This is a genomic window from Roseovarius sp. (genome assembly GCF_965228755.1).
Taxonomy (GTDB): Bacteria; Pseudomonadota; Alphaproteobacteria; order Rhodobacterales; family Rhodobacteraceae; genus Roseovarius.
Map to the genome: position 1 here is coordinate 190,576 of NZ_CBDDIG010000009.1, position 13,341 is coordinate 203,916.

Here is a 13,341-nt window from a genome sequence, read left to right on the forward strand (position 1 = left end):
AATGACCTCCTCTGTCGTGTTGGTTTTATGTCTTTTTGTCGTCGGGCAGGATCAGGGCGTTCTGCGCCTGCCAGCCGACCTGGACGGTGTCGCCCACCTTGAAATCCGCGGCGCCCTCGGCCGCCGCCGAAAGCCGGGCGATGAGAACCTGGCCATTATCGCCCACCGCGATATGCAGGCCGATATCCTGCCCGTGATAGGCGATGTCGGTGAGGGTGCCGTCGAGCACGTTGTCGTAAGTCAGCCGTTCCGCCGATGCCGGTGCCACGGTCAGGCGCTCGGGGCGCACCGCAAGGCAGGCGCGGTCACCCGTGCGCGTGTCGCCCTTCGATCGGCCAGTCAGCACGCCCAGCCCCTGCACGGCCACGCCCTCGACGCTCACTTCGCCGTCGAGGAAGTTCATCACGCCGATGAAATCCGCCACGAACCGGCTGTTGGGGTGCTCGTACAACTCGGCGGGGCTCGCGCATTGCTTCACCTCCCCGTCACGCATCAGGGCGATGCGATCGGCCATCACCAGCGCCTCTTCCTGGTCGTGAGTGACGACGACGAAGGTGATGCCCACCTCGTGCTGAAGCCGCTTCAGCTCCAGCTGCATGTGCTCGCGCAGCTTCTTGTCGAGCGCCGCCAGCGGTTCATCGAGCAACAGGACGCGCGGCTCTTTCACCAGCGCCCGGGCCAGTGCCACGCGCTGCCTTTGCCCGCCCGACAGCTGGTCCGGCTTGCGGCTGGCATACTCGGTCAGTTGAGTCGTCTCGAGAATACGGTCGACGCGCGACTTCAGCTCGCTGCCACGCACCCCTTCCATCTCCAGCCCGTAGGACACGTTCGCCCGCACGCTCATATGAGGAAACAGCGCGAAGGACTGGAACATCAGGTTGATCGGCCGCCGGTTGGGGCGCAGCGGGGCGATATCCTTGCCGTCGAGCAGGATACGCCCCTCGTTCAGCGACTCGAACCCGGCGATCATCCGCAGAAGCGTAGTCTTTCCACAGCCCGAAGGACCGAGAAGCGCGAAGAACTCGTTCTCCTTCAGGTCCAGCGAGATATCGTTCACGGCGGTGATCGCGCCGAAACGCTTGGTGATGTTCTCCAGCCGGATCACCGTCGCGGCCGCTTCGCCGGTCTCGGTCAGCATGGTGGCGCCATCCGTGCTCATTGACTGATCGCCTTCCTGTCGATGCGCTGCGAGATGAAGACAAGCGTGAAGCTGACCAGCATCACGATGGTCGCCATCGCGTTGATTTCGGGGGTCACGCCGAAGCGGATCATCGAATAGATCTGCATCGGCAAGGTGGTCGAGCCCTGCCCGGCCCCGGCGGTGAAATAGGCGATGATGAACTCGTCCACCGACAGGGTGAAGGCCAGCAGCCCGCCGGCCAGCACGCCCGGGAAGATCGCCGGCAGGGTCACACGGCGGAAGGTTGTCACCTCGCCCGCGCCGAGGTCGATGCTGGCCTCGACGATCGAGAAGTCGAAATTCCGCAGCCTTGTCCGCACCACGGCGCAGACGAAGGCGATGTTGAAGACCACGTGGCTCATGATGATCGAATGCAGGCCGAGGGTGAAGTTGAGCGCCGTGAAGAAGGACAAAAGCGCGATGGCCAGCACGATGTCGGGGATGATCATCGGCGCGAACAGCAGCGCCTCCATCGTGTTGTTGCGCCGTTGCCGCCGTTCGACACCGAAGGCCAGCAGCGTGCCCAGAAGCGTGGCAAGGATCGTCGAGACCACCGCCACGATCACCGTGTTGAGCGCCGCCCGCAACACCGCGTCGTTCTGCGCCAGCTCGCCGTACCACTTGAGCGAGAAGCCGCCCCAGGCCGTCGGCAGGCCGAGATCGTTGAACGACAGCGCCATCAGCACGAGGATCGGCACGTAGAGGAAGGTGTAGACCAGCCACAGGTGCCCGCCGAGAAACAGCTTGGCCGGGTCACGGCGGCGGGGGATGCGCGCGCTCATCGCGTGCCCTCCGCCGAGCGGTTGACCGCGACGGCCTGTGCGAACAGCAGGCACATCATCACGCCGATCAGGATCAGCGAAAGGGCCGAGCCGAAGGGCCAGTCGCGCGCCTCGAGGAACTGGTCATAGATCAGGTTGCCCACCATCTGCACCCGGCCGCCGCCCAGCAGGTCGGGCGTGATGAAATTGCCGATGGAGAGGACGAAGACGAACACCGCCCCCGCCGCGATGCCCGGCAGGGTCAGCGGCAGGATCACCCGCAGGAAAGTCTTGTAGGACGGCGCGCCAAGGTCTTCCGACGCCTCGGCAATCTCGGGGTTCAGGCGGCTGATCGAGGAATAGATCGCCAGGATCACGAAGGGCACGTAATTGTAGACCAGCCCGGTCACCACCGACGCCTCGTTGTAAAGGAGCGGCAGCGCCTCGCCCACCAGCCCGAAATCCAGAAGCGCCCGGTTGATCAGCCCCTCGCGGTTCAGCATCACGATCCACGCGTAGGTGCGGATCAGGTAGTTGCTCCAGAACGGCAGCATCACGAGGAACAGGTAGACCGGCTGCCGCTGCGCCGGGGCGCGGGCGATGGCATAGGCGGCCGGATAGGCAATCAGCAGCGCGATCAGCGTGGCCACGCCCGCGATCTTGGCCGATTTCAAAAGGATGGCAAGGTAGAGCGGGTCGAAGGCCCGGTCGAAATTCTCGAAGGTGAAGTCATAGACGATCCCGCCATACACGCCCCGCTCGAAGAACGAGTAGAGAAAGACCAGCAGGCAGGGCACGACCATGAAGAAGGTCAGCCATGCCAGCCCCGGCCCCACGAACAGGAAGGTTCGCAATCTCTGGTACACGTGCGCTTGGCCTTTCTCGGGCGGTCGGCTTCGATGACGCCGCCCCGACAGGCGGGGCGGCGCGGCAGGCGACCCCTTGGAGATGCACGGGTCGCCTCGCGTTACACCGGCTTACTGGGCCGACATAACCTCGGTTTTCAGCCGGCTGTAATCCTTCTGGGCATTGCCCACGTCACGCAGCATCTCGTATTCGAGCATGTCGGCAGGCGCCATGTCGAGGTTCGGAAAGCTCTCGATCAGCGAGGGATCGAGCGCGTCCATCGAAGCCTTGTTCGGCACCTTGTAGAGGATATTCTCGACCACCCATTTATGGGTGTCCGCCTCGAGGATGTAGTTGATGAACTGGTGCGCCGCTTCCTTGTTCTCGGAACTGGCCATCACCACCATCGTGTCGACCCACAGGTCGGTGCCCTCCGAGGGGATGGAATACATGATGTCGGGATTCTCGGCGATGCCGTAGTTGCACCAGCCATCCCACGCATGCACGAGGCTCGCCTCGCCCGAAACCAGCTTGGAATAGAAGGTGGTGTCGTCATAGGCCAGCAGGTCCTGCTTGGCCGAGATCAGAAGGTCCTTCACCTCGGCCAGCTTGTCCTCCTCGGTGACGTTGACGGAATAGCCCTTGGCCAGCGCCGCCGCGCCGATCATCCAGCGGTCGGTCGACAGCATCGTCACCTTGCCCGCCAGGTCGTCGGAGGGATCGAGCAGGTCCATCCAGCTGTCCGGCTCGTCCGAAAGAAGATCGGAGCGGTAGCAGAGGCCCGTCGTGCCCCAGGCGTAAGGCATCGAGAAGGTGAGCCCCTCGTCATAGGAAAGCTCGCGCGCCTCGGGGTAGAGGTTCTCCATGTTGGGCAGCATCGAATGGTCGAGCTTGGCCGCGATGCCCAGCTTGTCGAGCGCTTCGGCGAAGGGCGAGGAAACGAAGATCACGTCATAGCCCTTCCCGCCCGAGGCGGTGACCTTGCCCATGATCTCCTCGTTGGTGGCATGGTTGGCCACGTCGATCGAGATGCCGGTCTCGGCCTCGAACTTTTCCGCCATGTCGGCGGGCATGTAGCCGTCCCAGTTGGAAATCACGAGCGATTGCGCCGCCGCCGGGCCAAGGCCCAGCGCCAGCACCGCGGCGGGCGCGCCGGCCAGCAGTTTCTTGGCGATTGCCGTCTTTTTCATTGGTCCAATTCTCCCTGTGGTCGTTTCTTGTCGTCCCGGACCCGGCCCGCGCAGATGGCGCGAAACGGCCCTTCCCGCCTGTTGTTTCGTTCCGGAGATGGGCTCCGAATCCGCGGGTATAGACAAAATTGTATTTTTTTCTAAATTAGTACGTCAACGAAAATCGACTCGGCAGGCCCGTGGCGGGGCCGATCCGGGGCGAAACATGGTGAAAATCTCGGCGGACTGAGGATGGAACGGCGACGCAAAAGCCATACCGAGCTGGCCCGGCGCATCGTCGAGCTGCTGCGCGTCGAAGGCGCGGAGCCCGGCACCAAGGTGGCCGAACAGCGCCTCGCCGACAGTTTCGGCGTCTCGCGCACGCCGATCCGGGCAGCTTTGCGATTGCTGACCGGGACGGGGATTCTGAGCTATGCACCGCGACAGGGCTATTCGCTGGCCCGCCCGCTCGATACTGCCAGCGCCGACGCACCCGGGCTGCCCGCCTCGGAAGAGGATCGGCTGTTCCAGGCCATCCTGCGCGACCGTTTCTCCAACCGGCTGGGCGATACGCTGTCGGTCAATGACCTGATGCAGCGTTACGGCACCGCGCGCACCACTGCGATGCACGTGGTGGCCCGGATGAGCGAGGACGGGCTGCTCGAACGCGGACACGGGCAGCACTGGCGCTTCGGCCCCGCGCCGGATTCGCTGTCGGCAATGGAGGAAAGCGCGCGGTTCCGCGAGTTGATCGAGCCCGCCGCCCTGCGCGAGCCGGGGTTCGTGCCCGACGCCGCGCTTTTCTCCGATATCCGCCGCCGCCACCAGGCCTTGCTGACCGATGACATCCTGCAGACCGAGATGCGCGCCTGGATCGACACCGGGGCGGATTTCCACGATGCGCTTGCCGCCTGCTGCGCCAACCGCTTCCTCGCCCGCGCCATCCGCCAGCAGACGCGACTGCGGCGGCTTTCCAGCTACCACACCGGCGCCAACCGCCGCCGGATGCGCGATGCGTTCCACGAACACCTCGCCATTCTCGACGCGGTGGAGGCGGGCGATACCGACCGCGCCGCCGACCTCATGCTGGCCCATGTCCGCGCCGCCCAGAACCAGCGGCCGCGCGTGTCGAACCGGGGCGTGCCGCCCATTGCCCGGCCGATCCGGCGCTAATGCAATTGACCTCGCCTTCGCGGGTCTGACAGATGGGGCCGGTGACCAACCCCGCCGATAACAGGACCGCCCGCCCGTGACGCGCAAGACCATCGCCTTCTTTCCCGAAGCCTCGTTCGGGGCCGCGCTCAACTGCGTGGGCATCGCGCAGGCGCTGCGGGAACGCGGGCACGAGGCGGTGTTCCTGTGCGATCCGGGCTTTGCCGGCGTGTTCGAGAATTACGGCTTCGCCGAACACCCGGTGCCGATGGCGCCCGACATGTCGGACGAGGAGCTGGAAAAGTTCTGGTCGGGATTCATCACCCGCCACCTGCCGCATTTCCGGCTGAGCCCCGAGGACCAGCTGCCCACCTACGTGCGCGATTGCTGGGAGGCGATCGTCGACAGCGCCGAGATTGCCGAGGCGCCGTTACAGGCCGCACTGGGGCGGATCGACCCGGATGCCATCGTGGTCGACAACGTGATCGGCTTCCCGGCGCTGATGCAGGCCGGGGTGCCCTGGGTGCGCATGGTGTCCTGCGCCGAGACCGAGATCGGCGATGCGCAGGTGCCGCCTGTCATGTCCGGGCTGGCAGCAGAGGATGCCGAGGCGTTCCCCGCCTTCCGGGCGCGGTACGAAGAGGCGCTCGGGCCGGTGCACGACCGCTACAATGCCTTCCGCGAGACCCGTGGCTTGCCCGCCCTGCCGCCGGGCGAGTTCATGGAAAACTCGCCCGATCTCAACCTGCTGCTCTATGCCGCGCCACTCCGCTTCGACCGCGCCGAGCCCCTCACCCCGCCGCGCTTCCACTACCTCGAAGGCTGCGTGCGCGAGGAGGACCCGTTCGAGATGCCCGACATCCCGGCGGCCTCGACCACACCCGTCGTTTATGTCTCCTTCGGCAGCCTCGGCGCCGCCGACGTGGCCCTCTTCGAACGGATGATCCGCCTCTTCGCCGGGCTGCCCTATCGCTTCCTGATCAACGTGGGCGGCTACAAGGATTCCTTCCGCGACGTGCCCGACAACGTGCATCTCGATTACTGGTATCCCCAGCCCAGCGTGATCGAGAAGGCCGACCTCGTCATCCACCACGGCGGCAACAACTCGGTCCACGAGGCGCTTTATTTCGGCAAGCCGTCGATCGTCATGCCCTACTGCTGGGACGGACACGACAACGCGCGGCGGCTGCATGATACCGGGCTGGGCGTGCATCTCGACCGCTATACGTGGCGCGATCAGGAGATGATCGACGCTCTGGCCGGGCTGACCTCGGACAAGGGCATGAAGAAACGGCTAAGCGGCATTTCCGCCGACATGATCGCGGCCGACGGGCGGCGGCAGGCGGCAGATTTGATCCTGAACGTGGCCCGCTAGCGGATCAGAGACCCAGCACCAGCTTTCCGCCCTTCGCCCGCGAACAGCAGGTCATGATCCGTTCGCCCTTCGCCCGCTCCGCCTTGGACAGCACCCGGTCGCGGTGGTCGATCTCGCCCTCGATAACCCTTGCCTCGCAGGTGCCGCAGAGCCCCTCGCCGCATTCCATCGGGATGTCGATGCCGGTGGATTTGAGGACATCGTAAAGGGTTCGGTCTGCCGGCACCTCGACGGTCAGGTCGGAGTCGCGCAGCTCCACCGTGAAGGCATGTTCCTTCGTGGGATCGAGGCCGGAGGCGCCGGTGCTGAAATACTCGAAATGGAGCGCGCCCTCGGGCCAGCCCTCGGCCATATCCTGCAACGCATCCAGCATCCGCTCCGGCCCGCAACAATAGACCTGCGTGTCGGGGCCGACATCCGCCACGGCCGCGCCAAGGTCGAGCCTCGTGCCCTCGTCGGCCACGTGCAACTGCACCGCCGCGCCGTGATCACGCAGTACACGACTCACCAATGCCATCGCCCCCCGCGACCGCCCGCAGTAGTGCAGCACGTAAGGCAACCCCAGCGCCTTCAGCCGGTCGGCCATGGCAAGGATCGGGGTGATGCCGATGCCCCCGGCGATCAGCACATAGCGCTCCGCCGTCTCGTCGAGGCGGAAGTGGTTCTTGGGCCCGGCGATGGAGAGCGTGTCACCGGGTTTCAGCGTGTCGTGCAGGTGTTTGGAGCCGCCCTGCCCGCCCTCCTCGCGCAGGATAGACACCTCCAGCGTGCCGGGCGTCTCCGCCGGGCCGCACAGCGAGTACTTCCGCCGCACGTCGCCCGCCACCACGTCGATATGCGCCCCCGGCGACCAGCGCGGCAGGTCGCGGCCCGACAGGTCGGCCAGCACGAAGCGCTTCACGCCCTCCGCCTCCTCGACGATCTCCTGCACCCGGACCCGCCGCAGGATATCGTCGCGCACCGGGGCGCCGATGGGAAAGACCACCCCGCCCTCGCGCACCGCCGGATCCCGCCGTTCCGGATTCCGCTCCGGATCCCATTCCACGTGGATATGGCGCGGCCCGCGGAAGGAAATGTTCGGCAGGTTCTCGAACCGCTGCCCCCCGGCCATCCGCATATGCGGCAGACGCCGGGTGAACTCCTCCAGGAAAACCCGCATCTCCATCCGCGCAATATTCTTGCCCATGCACTGATGCGCGCCATAGCCGAAAGACATATGCTCGGCCGCATTGTCGCGGTAGATGTCGACCTCGTCGGGGTTCTCCCAATGGGCCGCATCCTGGTTGGCACTGGCCTGCACGATGAAAAGCTTGCCGCCCTTGGGGATGGTCACACCGCCCACCTGCGCCTCCCCCGTCGCCACCCGCCGCCACGCCACGATCGAGCCGCCCATGCGCAAACATTCCTCGACCGCGCTGGGGATGAGCGCCGGGTTCTCGCAGATCTCGTCCCACGCCGCGCGGTTGTGAAGCAGGATCCAGAAGGCATTCGCCGTGGCGTTCGAGGTGGTCTCGTGCGCCGCCGCCAGAATCGCCATCATCATCGACCGCATGTAGCTTTCGGTGACGATATCGGGGTGCTTCATATGCTCGCGCACCGTGTCGTACATCCAGCCCTCGCCGGTCGGGTCGGCGATCATCCTGTCGAGTATCTCGTTCGCGGTCTGCCAGAACTGGCCCACGTTCTCGACGATCTGAAGCTGCTCCTCGGGCGTGGGCCGGCCCCAGGTGTTGAGCGTATGCGCCACGGCGAAGCGGCGCAGCTTCTCCACGCCCTCTTCCGGCACGCCGAGGAAATGCAACGCCACGATCAGGGGGATTTCGTAGAAGACGTCCCGTACCAGGTCGGACTGCCCCCGGTCGACGATCCGGTCGACATACTCCCGCGTCAACGCCCGCACCATCGGCTCGTGCTTTTCCAATGCCTCGGGGATGAACGCATCCATCAGCAGGCGCCGCCGCTCCATGTGCTGGGGCTCGTCCTCGTTCACCATGGTGCGCTCGAGCTTGTAGTTGTAACGCTTTAGCACCTTCGCGGCCTCGGGCGTCAGCGGCGTGACCTTCTCCAACGCATTGGCGGGGGAAAACAGGATGTTGTCGCGGAAGACGGCCTTCACGTCCTCGTAACGCGTCACCACCCAGTAGCCCAGTTGCGGGCTGTAGAAGACCGGCTCCTGCGCCCGGGCCCAACGCAGCGCCTCGGCGGGGTCGAGCTGAAAGTCGCCCTCGAACGGGGTGAAGGCGGCCGCGCGTTCCGAGACCGGGCAGCCGGTGGGCGAGACCATGCCGCTCGGCGCACCGGACATGGCCGGGCAACCTGTTTCGGGGGCGGGGCGCGTCTTCGCGGTCGTCATCGGGGGCCAACCTTTCAGATGCGCTCGGGCCATGTGCCCTCGCGCGTCCGAATTGGTACTGCGCCCGAAATGTAACCGTCAAGAACGGCAGGCGCTCACCTGCCCCCTGTGCATCCGCATTGCGGCGCCCGCCGCTTTGCCCGAGTATGCGCGGGCCAGCCGCGGTCACGTGGCCAAGATCGATACAGGTGGACGATGTGGGAACCTGAACGCGAGCCGAACCCCGACCTGACGGTCGGCGCGGACAACAAGCAGCGGTGGAACCAGCCGGCGCATCGCCGGCACGGGTTCCACAATGCGCACCGGCTGTTCCGCCGGGCCATGATGGCGCGGGCGCGGCAACCCGTGGTGCTGCACCCGGCCGAGGATGCCCGGATCGCCGCGATGCCGGAAGTGGCCACGCTGACCGGGCGGCCGGCGTTCTCCGGGCTGGTCTGTGCCCGGCACGGCGAGGTGCTGCTCAGCCGTCACGCGGCCGATTTCCCCGAGGATCAGCCGCATTCGATCCAGTCGCTGACCAAGCTGATGATGCACCTTGTGGCGGGCCGAATGGTGGCCGAGGGGCTGCTCGACCCCGCCCGGCCGGTCGAGCATTACCTGCCCGAAATCGGCAGCGGCTATCGCGGCGCGACGGTGCAGGACGTGCTCGACATGAATGTCATGAACGACTTCTCCGAGGATTACGACGACCCACAGGCCGAGTGCTACACCGAGGAGATCGCCTTTGGCTGGCGCCTGCCCGATGGCGACGCGCCGGAGGTGTCCATGCGCGACGTGGTCCTCGGCATCACCAGTGCCGACGTGCGCAACCACGCGGAAACGGTGAACTACTGTTCGGCCAATACCGACCTGCTGACCCTGATCTGTGACGGCTGCCGGCCCGGGATGTTGCCCAGGCTGGTGGAAGAGATCGCCGACGATGCGGGCGTGGCGGGGGCGCTGCACATGAGCCTCAGCCCCGAGGGGCTGCCCGCCTTTGCCGGGGGCGGCTGCCTGAGCGCGGCCGACCTGGCGCGGTTCGGGCTGCTGCTGGCGCGGGTCACGGCGGGGGCGCCGGGGATGGCGTGGAACGCCGCGTTCACCCAGGCGGTGATCGGCGGGGCGGGCAAGCCGCTGCCGGCGCCGCGGGGCTTCGTGCGCTACGCCCACCAGATGATGAGCAACGGCCGGTGGATCGGTCACGCCGGCTATGGCGGGCAGTTCCTGCTGGTCGACCCGGAAAGCGGCCTCTCCTGCGCCTACCTGAGCGTGCTGGAGAACGAGTCGGGCTATGACGAGGATTACATGGCCGAGACGATCCTGTGCCTCCAGGCCATCGCCGAGGCCGTGGCGAAACCGTAAGCGGCGAAGCCCGGTGCGTCAGCGCCGCCAGTCGGCGAAGGTCACACCCCCGGCCGCGCAGGCCTCGATCAGCGCGCCGGGCCGCCACGCCACCGGATCTTCGGCCGAGAGTTCCCGCAACCCGTCCAGCACCTTCGTCGGCCCCAGCGTCTCGGCGTAATGCATCAGCCCGCCGCGCCAGCGCGGAAAGCCAAGGCCGAACACGCTGACCAGGTCGATATCCGTGGCCGAGGCGGCAAGGCCCTCGTGCAGGATCTCCGCCGCCTCGTTGATCAGCGCCAGCAACAGGCGGTGGCGGATCTCCACCGCCGTGTAGTCACAGCGCTCGACCCCGGCATAGCGCGCCTCTTCCAGCGCGAGGTCTGCAACGATCGGATCGTCGACCTTGCCACCGCCGCCGGGGTAGCGGTACCACCCTGCCCCGGTCTTGCGGCCCAGCTTGCCAAGGTCGACCATGCGGTCGGCGATGGGGATGTAGCGGCGGTTCGGGTCGCGGGTGGCATCCTGCCGCCGGCGCTCGGCATGGGCGAGGTCGAGGCCCGTGATGTCCTCCGCCTCGAACGGGCCCATGGCAAAGCCGAACGCGACCATGGCCTCGTCCACCTCCCACGGGGTCGAGCCGTCCATCAGCACGGTCTCGGCGGCCTCGGCATAGCGTGCCAGCAGTCGCTGGCCGATGGACCCGCGCGACGCACCGGCCAGAACCGGAACCCGGCCCACTTTCTGCGCAAGATCGAAGGCCCGGGCGATGGCCGCGTCGGACGTGGCAGCGCCAGGAAGAAGCTCCGCCAACCCCCTCTCCCCCGCCACGTCGGGAAGGTGCAGGCCGATCAGGCAGGACGGCTCCGGCAGGGCAAGCGCGAGACGGTCGATCTCGGAGAGGGCAGTGGTGGTCGCAAGCACCGCGTCGGCGGACAGCCCGCCCTGCAGCGCGGCGAGCGCGCTCGCCTTTTCCTCGGTCGACCCGTGACTGGTATCGAGGACAAGCCCGGCGGGCGCGACCCCCGCCACGTCCTCGGCGAAGGTCAGCGCCGCGCGCCGGGCATCGGCAGTGTCGGGGGTCAGCAGGCCGCGTTCCAGGGCATGGCCGAAATGTCGGTCAAGCCCCGTCCGGCCACTGCACGGCATGTCGGCCCCGGTGCTGACCAGCGTCACCGGCAGGCCCGCCATCAGCAGCGCGAAGGCCATCCCCGTGCCGACCGGTCCGGTGCCGATGACGGTAACCCGTTCCAGCGCCGGGCGCGGCGTTTCGGCCAGCCGTTCCGGCATCCTGGCGGCGCGCTCGGCGAAGAAGACGTGGCGCAGGGCCCTGGACTGGGCCGACTGGCTGAGGTCGAGAAAGGCCGCACGTTCCTGGATCAGCCCGTCGTCGAACGGCATGTGCTGGGAAGCCTCGATCAGGTCGATGGCGCGCTGCGGGGCGGTCTGGCCCGGCATGGCCTGGCCCGTCGCGCGGCGGGCGGCCTCGAACACCTCGGGCGACAGCTCGCCGGAATTCAGCTCGCTCACCGGCACCTTCATGCCCAGCCACTCGGCATTGGTCAGTTCGGCAAAGGCCACCGGATCGCCGTCGACCTCATCGATCAGCCCGATCGCCTGCGCCGCCTCGGCGGTGACGGACCGGCCCGCCGGGATCAGGTCGAGCGCCTTGTTCAGCCCGATCAGCCGTGGCAGCCGCTGCGTGCCCCCGGCGCCGGAAATCACCCCGATGGCCACCTCTGGCAGGCCCAGCCGGGTGCCGGGTGCGGCGATACGGTAACGGCAGGCCAGCATAAGCTCCAGCCCGCCCCCCAGCGCCGCGCCATGCGCGGCGGCGATCCACGGCACCGTGCTGCGCTCGATCCGGTTCAGTACGTCGGGCAGGTAGGGCTCGGTCATCGGCGCGCCGAAAGCGCGGATATCGGCCCCGGCGGAAAACATCCGTCCCCGGCCCGACAGGATCACACGGTCAAGCCCTTCGGCCTCGGCCCAGTCCACGGCCGCCAGCAGACCCTTGCGGATATCACCCCCGATCGCGTTGACGGGCGGGGCGTCGAGCTCGACAAATCCGGTCGTCCCCTCCCGGCGCGTGTGGACTGCCATGCGCTTGCCTTTCTGCCCCCTCCAGTCGGCTTGAGAGGTAAATAATGCGTTCTTATCCGGGGGCAAATCGCCCGCCATCGGGGCTTAGCCGGGGGGTTCGTCGAGGAAGCCGCGGGCTCGGATCAGATCGACCAGTTCCTCGGCCGACGCCTGCAGCGGCTTGCCGGTGGTGTCGAGCTGGGCCTCGGCCTGCTCGTAAAGCGCCTCGCGGCTCTTGAGGATACTGCGAAGCTGTTCCATCGCTTCCGGGTTACCCGCCATGGGGCGGGTGTCACCCTGGTTGCGGACGCGGCTCATGTGTTCCTCGGGGCGGGCCTGGATCCAGATGGTGTGGAAATGGGCCAGCAGGGTCTTGAACGTCTCGGGCTCGGCGACGATGCCGCCGGCGGCGGCCAGGACCACCGTGTCATGGGTGGCGATGATGCGGCTGAGCGCCTGCGCCTCCAGCTCGCGGTAACCTTCCTGCCCGTAAAGCGCCACCACCTCGGCCACGGGCATGCCGGCATGTTCCTCGATCTCGATATTGAGCTCGAGGAAGGGCACGTGCAGCACCTGCCCCGCCATCGCACCAAGCGTCGACTTGCCCGCCCCGCGCAGCCCGATCAGGCAGATGCGGCGGCCACGCAGCTGGTCGGGGCTGTGGGTGCTGAGCGCCTCCATCGCGGCCTGCCGCTTCTCGGCGGTGGCGGCACGGTAGAGGTCGGCAATGCGCAGCGCGTCCGAGGTCCAGGGATCGTCCTGGCCCACGAACCACTCGATCCGGTGATCGAGGGCCGAGGCCACCCGCTGCAAAAGGCCGATGGAGATATTCCCCTCCCCCGCCTCGAGCTGGGCGAGGTAGCGTGGCGAGACGCCCGAGCGTTCCGAGATCACCCGGCGCGGCACACCCTTCAGCTCGCGCGCCTTGCGCACGCGCATCCCGACGCGCTGCATCAGGTCTTCCACCTCGAGGTCGAGGCTGTCCTTCGGCGCGTTCGCCGTGACTTCGCCCCGGAAGTTGGTGATTTCGGCCATGCTGCCCGCCTTGAGAAATATAGTGCAGAATTCTAAAGGAAATCAGGGCGAACACAACCCTGAAGGAT

10 protein-coding genes are annotated in these 13,341 nt (G+C 66.9%); 3 read left to right on the forward strand and 7 right to left on the reverse strand.

The window, feature by feature from the left end:
* Positions 1 to 25 precede the first annotated feature (25 nt).
* From ACO07J_RS17255 to ACO07J_RS17270, 4 genes are all read right to left on the reverse strand, one after another.
* Positions 26 to 1,159 carry an ABC transporter ATP-binding protein gene (locus ACO07J_RS17255; RefSeq protein WP_422031212.1) on the reverse strand — a complete coding sequence of 378 codons (1,134 nt, stop codon included), beginning with the start codon at positions 1,157 to 1,159 and terminating at the stop codon, positions 26 to 28.
* On the reverse strand, positions 1,156 to 1,962 hold the full coding sequence (locus ACO07J_RS17260; protein WP_422031214.1) for an ABC transporter permease: 807 nt from the start codon (positions 1,960 to 1,962) through the stop codon (positions 1,156 to 1,158). The genes ACO07J_RS17255 and ACO07J_RS17260 overlap by 4 nt, the downstream gene beginning before the upstream one ends.
* Positions 1,959 to 2,807, reverse strand: coding sequence for an ABC transporter permease (locus ACO07J_RS17265; protein WP_422031216.1), 849 nt, complete (start codon positions 2,805 to 2,807; stop codon positions 1,959 to 1,961). Before ACO07J_RS17265 ends, ACO07J_RS17260 begins: the two co-directional genes overlap by 4 nt.
* Before the next feature lie 111 nt (positions 2,808 to 2,918).
* Positions 2,919 to 3,977 carry a polyamine ABC transporter substrate-binding protein gene (locus ACO07J_RS17270; RefSeq protein ID WP_422031217.1) on the reverse strand — a complete coding sequence of 353 codons (1,059 nt, stop codon included), beginning with the start codon at positions 3,975 to 3,977 and terminating at the stop codon, positions 2,919 to 2,921.
* A gap of 231 nt (positions 3,978 to 4,208) precedes the next feature.
* On the opposite strand from ACO07J_RS17270, the gene ACO07J_RS17275 reads away from it, so the two are divergent.
* Together ACO07J_RS17275 and ACO07J_RS17280 are read left to right on the forward strand one after the other, a co-directional pair.
* Positions 4,209 to 5,129 (forward strand): GntR family transcriptional regulator, encoded by a 921-nt coding sequence (locus tag ACO07J_RS17275; protein ID WP_422031218.1) that lies wholly within the window; start codon positions 4,209 to 4,211, stop codon positions 5,127 to 5,129.
* A 76-nt stretch (positions 5,130 to 5,205) separates the two neighbouring features.
* A complete protein-coding gene (locus ACO07J_RS17280) occupies positions 5,206 to 6,483 on the forward strand; it encodes a glycosyltransferase (protein WP_422031220.1) in 1,278 nt (425 codons plus the stop codon).
* A gap of 4 nt (positions 6,484 to 6,487) precedes the next feature.
* On the opposite strand, the gene ACO07J_RS17285 is transcribed toward ACO07J_RS17280, so the two are convergent.
* Positions 6,488 to 8,836, reverse strand: a complete 2,349-nt coding sequence (locus ACO07J_RS17285) for a cytochrome P450/oxidoreductase (protein ID WP_422031222.1) — start codon at positions 8,834 to 8,836, stop codon at positions 6,488 to 6,490.
* A gap of 195 nt (positions 8,837 to 9,031) precedes the next feature.
* Here ACO07J_RS17285 and ACO07J_RS17290 point away from each other — a divergent pair, with 195 nt between their 5' ends.
* Positions 9,032 to 10,177 (forward strand): serine hydrolase domain-containing protein, encoded by a 1,146-nt coding sequence (locus tag ACO07J_RS17290; RefSeq protein ID WP_422031224.1) that lies wholly within the window; start codon positions 9,032 to 9,034, stop codon positions 10,175 to 10,177.
* Between the two features lie 18 nt (positions 10,178 to 10,195).
* On the opposite strand, the gene ACO07J_RS17295 is transcribed toward ACO07J_RS17290, so the two are convergent.
* Positions 10,196 to 12,259 carry an enoyl-CoA hydratase-related protein gene (locus tag ACO07J_RS17295; protein WP_422031226.1) on the reverse strand — a complete coding sequence of 688 codons (2,064 nt, stop codon included), beginning with the start codon at positions 12,257 to 12,259 and terminating at the stop codon, positions 10,196 to 10,198.
* Between the two features lie 84 nt (positions 12,260 to 12,343).
* Positions 12,344 to 13,273, reverse strand: coding sequence for a helix-turn-helix transcriptional regulator (locus tag ACO07J_RS17300; protein WP_422031228.1), 930 nt, complete (start codon positions 13,271 to 13,273; stop codon positions 12,344 to 12,346).
* Between the last annotated feature and the right edge of the window lie 68 nt (positions 13,274 to 13,341).

What these genes read in the sequence shown, in the direction of transcription:
- ACO07J_RS17290 (WP_422031224.1), top strand. Translation starts at nt 9,032, where the DNA reads ATGTGGGAACCTGAACGCGAGCCGAACCCCGACCTGACGGTCGGCGCG.
- ACO07J_RS17295 (WP_422031226.1), bottom strand. Translation starts at nt 12,259, where the DNA reads ATGGCAGTCCACACGCGCCGGGAGGGGACGACCGGATTTGTCGAGCTC.
- ACO07J_RS17285 (WP_422031222.1), bottom strand. Translation starts at nt 8,836, where the DNA reads ATGACGACCGCGAAGACGCGCCCCGCCCCCGAAACAGGTTGCCCGGCC.
- ACO07J_RS17300 (WP_422031228.1), bottom strand. Translation starts at nt 13,273, where the DNA reads ATGGCCGAAATCACCAACTTCCGGGGCGAAGTCACGGCGAACGCGCCG.
- ACO07J_RS17260 (WP_422031214.1), bottom strand. Translation starts at nt 1,962, where the DNA reads ATGAGCGCGCGCATCCCCCGCCGCCGTGACCCGGCCAAGCTGTTTCTC.
- ACO07J_RS17255 (WP_422031212.1), bottom strand. Translation starts at nt 1,159, where the DNA reads ATGAGCACGGATGGCGCCACCATGCTGACCGAGACCGGCGAAGCGGCC.
- ACO07J_RS17270 (WP_422031217.1), bottom strand. Translation starts at nt 3,977, where the DNA reads ATGAAAAAGACGGCAATCGCCAAGAAACTGCTGGCCGGCGCGCCCGCC.
- ACO07J_RS17275 (WP_422031218.1), top strand. Translation starts at nt 4,209, where the DNA reads ATGGAACGGCGACGCAAAAGCCATACCGAGCTGGCCCGGCGCATCGTC.